Raw genomic sequence first — 3,943 nt, 5'->3', positions numbered from 1 at the left:
GAACCTGGCCCAAGGGTATCGTGCGGAAGGCTTGGCGGGCGCTGGAAAAGTGCTGGCCAAAGAAATCGCTGGACAAAAATTCAGCAAAGCGCTGGGCAGAGGCCTGGGGAAACTGGCAGAAAAAGCGGGCGCAAAGGGTAGGGCGGTGCAGAAAACGGCTCAAAAAAAGGCTTCAGGGCAAGATCCGATGCTGCAAAAAAGCCACAATCAAAATTCCCAAAGGAACGATCAAAAGCCAGATTTTAAACGAAAAATTAATCCGGACAATCCTCCGGCTGAACGTACACAGGCTCCAAAAGGCCTTGGTGGGCAAGGGGGATTGCATGATGAAAGGTACATAGTTAAACCTGAAGAGCACGAACAGATTGCTCAATATTTTCAAGAATATAAGAATCAAAAATTTTTGGTGGGAACGTATAAAGATTTAAAAAAAATAGGTGAGACTCGAAACGAAAAATTTCAACATCTAAAAGAGGGAATCAATGGTAAAGCAGAATTTACGGTTCGTCACCACGTGGGCACGCAAGCCAATAACCGTCACTTTATTGCGCACGATATTCATCCCGATGCTGGGGTTTCTATTTTAATTCCAAAAATTTGGCATGAATCCTTTGTGCATACTGCTAACAAATATAAATTCAATAATCTTCGAGAAGCATTGTTCTGGTCCATTCGTGATTTGCGAAATTGTGCACTAAGAATTTCTGATCCAATCCTACAAAATGAGGTGCGTCAAGACCTGAATACAGCGCTTTTAGAGGTTATTCGATTAAATAAGGTGCATTTTTCGGAATATTTGCAGAAAAATTTAACGAAATAAGGGGTAAAGTATGAAAATTTACGACATGGTTTTAAAAACGAATTATGAAAGTCTTCAAGATGTGATGGATGAGATTTTTTATTATGATGACGGGCATGATCATGAAGCTATGGGGGGAGTTTTAAGAGATCACTGGATGGAATTTCTACCAAAATTTGCAGTTAAAAAAGATCTTCTAAAGGCGCTAGATCGTTATTTTAACATGTGGGACTTAGGAGAACGAGGAGTTGATTACCTAGAAAAAATCGGAGAATTTTACGAACATGAACGTGCATCTTGGTGTTTTTATTACTTATTTATGACTTTAGAACACTTGGAAGATCCTTCATTTATTCCATCGGTTATGAAATATTTTCCCGATGAATGGTATATGGAGGGTATGTGGTCGCAACCTATGGTTGGCGTTATTACGGCTCGTTGGCCAGATTATGTTCCTTGGCTAATGCGATCGTTGCATTTGCTACCTTCCAAAGAGTTAAATTATGTAGCAAGTGATTTTATGTTTAAAATGATTTTTAAAACATTTTATCGTATTACACCTGATGAATTCCCAAAGCTTCATGTTGTGGACGCGTTACATTTAGGGAACCGAATTATGATAAAAAATCTAGTGGAAAAAGAAATTTCGGAATGGAAAGATTCGTTAAAAAAAGCTCAGGAAAAGCTTCAGAAAGTTTCACGTGAACAGGAAAAAAAAGTGGCTCAAGAAGACGTGGAGTCTGCCAAAGAATCTTTAGCTTGCGCCGAATATGTTTTGGGCCAGCTGTTATTGCTTCCCGAAGAGGTTGTGGGGATAGGTCATCGATAAGCGTTGCGGCCATATTGAGGGCTCAGGGAGCATCACGGCTCGTGCTCTTCAGAACCGTCCGGGCGTTAATACTTTTCTGGAGTCCTCTAGCTCTCTTTATCTTCAAGAAACTCGCCAGAGCTCGGCTCCGGTGCCGGGGTCCTTGTGTGGAGACTTGAAGGTGAGCATGGTGCAAGGGTCCTTCCAGGCTACTGAATTTAGATCCGGCGTGAGCTTGAGGGCGGCGGAAAAGCTTCAATTGCTGGCCGCTCCAGTGCAAGACAGCTATCACAAGACTCAGGTGTTGAAAAAGAATATTGTTCGAGTCAAGACCCAAAGCCTTGCTGGGCAAGGGCTGAGCTACCGAAACTGCGGCTTTAAGGGACGCATTACAGTAGACACGCCGCTGTTGGAGATGTCAGCTCAAGGCTCTCCTCCGGCTTTAGAAATTGCTCCACGAGAGTCCTTTTGCCAGGTCCTTCAGGTTTTAGAGCCTTGCACTCAAGAAGAAAAATATATAAGCACTCAGTTTAAGCCCGCATTTAAGGCCGTCCTTGGCGTGGGCATCACGGCTCTGTCTGCGGTGCTGGCTCCTCCTTTGGTGGGATCGGTGATTGCGGCCTCTGGTCATGCCTTTATCCAGAACTCAGGCCTGGAGTGCCTGGCTGATCACAGGCACATTCACTTTCGAGAAATGTTAAAAGACGCAGGTAAAAGTCTTGCAGTGTCTGGAGCGAGCCTGGCTTTGGGTCAGGTTTTGCCCGACCACCGAGCCATCCATGCCGTTAAAAACACTGCTTTGAATTGTGCCGTCTATCAGGCCGATCCTCTAAAAGCCCTTGCGGGACAAGGCCTGATACAAGCTTCTGGATTTCTAGCCGGGCAAATCGGGCTGGAGTATCAAAGCAAGGAAATCAACTTTCTAGAGCACAAATTGCTTCACGGAGCGCTCTCTTTGGCCTCTACACTGAGCCTACAAGCCGTGACCTCTGGCCATCTGGACTGGAGCAAGGCCTTTTTAGCCGCCGGCACTACCATGGCCGCCGAGTCGGGCGCAGAACTGGTCATGGAAAACGTCAAGCAATTTTTGCCAAAACAGCTCCCTCAAGAGCCATGGTCCGATTATGTTTCTCGGTGTCAAGAGGCGGGCTTAGAGCTGGGCCGGCGAACTCAAGCCTGTATAAGAGTGCTGACAGCGGCGGGTTTGTGCTTGGCGGGCAAGGATTCCGGAGATATCACCGCCTGCGATACCGCATCTGCAAACGCACTAGAGCACAATTTTTTGGCCAGCATTCCGGCCATCGTTTTGGATGTGGTTCAAGGCGCCAAAGATATCAAAGAGAACCTTGAGGCGGGAAATTACTGGACGGCTGGAGGGCATGCAGCGCTGACAGCAGGGTCTGTGGCACTGGATCTGGCCTCGTCAGGACTTGGCACACAAGGTCTAAAGGCCGGAGCGCGAGCAGCAAAAGCCGGAGTACGCCTGGCAAAAAAAGCGTTTTCAAAAGAGCAAAAGGGCCCGAACACCTTGATGAAAACCGGAGCAAGAAATGATGGTGGCTCTCAAGCAAAGAGAGGATCGCAAGCTGTAAATGTTTCAGCGCGAAAAAATATTGAAAAATCGTCTAAAATGACTCCGGAAGAAATGCGAGTGTACGCGGAAAAATATCAAGGAGAAGGATTGTTTGTTGGAAAATATAAGGATAGGGAAGTAAAAAAATTTATCGAGAATAAACAAATAGAAACCGGATTAGAGTTTGAAAAACATCACATTTATCCTCAAGCTCAAGCGAAAGAATTTAGAAAGCAAACCGGAAAAGAATTCAAAAATGATGTAGTTATTGCCATGCCAAAAGATCTACATCAATGGGATGGGAGAAAATTGATTCATAAAAATAATGAAAAAATTAAACATGGCCACGATCGATCAGGGCTGGCTCAGGGAATCATAGACACCCGAAAAGGTCTTCAAGAAGCGGGCTTTCACCAAGATGTAGTTAATGATGTGTGCAGTCAAGCATTACGCATGACCAAGGAAAGTGCTCCTAATAATTTCTTAGAGCGCTTACCATGTAAACCAAAAGGAGATTAATAATGAGAAAAAATCAAATTTATCAAGAAATCAGAAACAGATCTCCTATTTATTCTGGAGAGGACAAAGAACTCTTAAAAGCTCTTGAAAAATATGAGAATAGTGAATTATTGAAGGATTTAGAAAAAGTATACAAAGAATGGGGGAGGCTTCCAAAAATTTACGATACAGATGAAAACGAAGAAATTTTTGGTATTCAACAGTGTGAGTTATTATTTGGTTTTATTACTGAAGCAATTTTTAA

4 protein-coding genes are annotated in these 3,943 nt (G+C 44.0%); all 4 read left to right on the top strand.

What is annotated here, in order from left to right:
- The coding region (locus P618_RS08640; protein ID WP_239638260.1) for a hypothetical protein at window positions 1–820 on the top strand (820 nt) is incomplete at its 5' end.
- Window positions 821–830: 10 nt separating this feature from the next.
- Window positions 831–1,628 carry a ribosome-recycling factor gene (locus P618_RS03605; protein WP_021826900.1) on the top strand — a complete coding sequence of 266 codons (798 nt, stop codon included), beginning with the start codon at window positions 831–833 and terminating at the stop codon, window positions 1,626–1,628.
- 130 nt (window positions 1,629–1,758) lie between these two features.
- Window positions 1,759–3,699 carry a hypothetical protein gene (locus P618_RS08635; protein ID WP_021826899.1) on the top strand — a complete coding sequence of 647 codons (1,941 nt, stop codon included), beginning with the start codon at window positions 1,759–1,761 and terminating at the stop codon, window positions 3,697–3,699.
- Between the two features lie 2 nt (window positions 3,700–3,701).
- Window positions 3,702–3,943: hypothetical protein (locus P618_RS03595; RefSeq protein ID WP_040458413.1), on the top strand; the 242-nt coding region annotated here is incomplete at its 3' end.

Source organism: Holospora obtusa F1 (genome assembly GCF_000469665.2).
GTDB classification, from domain to species: Bacteria; Pseudomonadota; Alphaproteobacteria; order Holosporales; family Holosporaceae; genus Holospora; species Holospora obtusa.
Note: the sequence above shows the minus strand (reverse complement) of the source record. Positions and strands in the feature narration are given on the sequence as shown.

Excerpts from the sequence above, each read along its gene's own strand:
- P618_RS03605 (WP_021826900.1), top strand. The coding sequence starts at position 831 with ATGAAAATTTACGACATGGTTTTAAAAACGAATTATGAAAGTCTTCAA.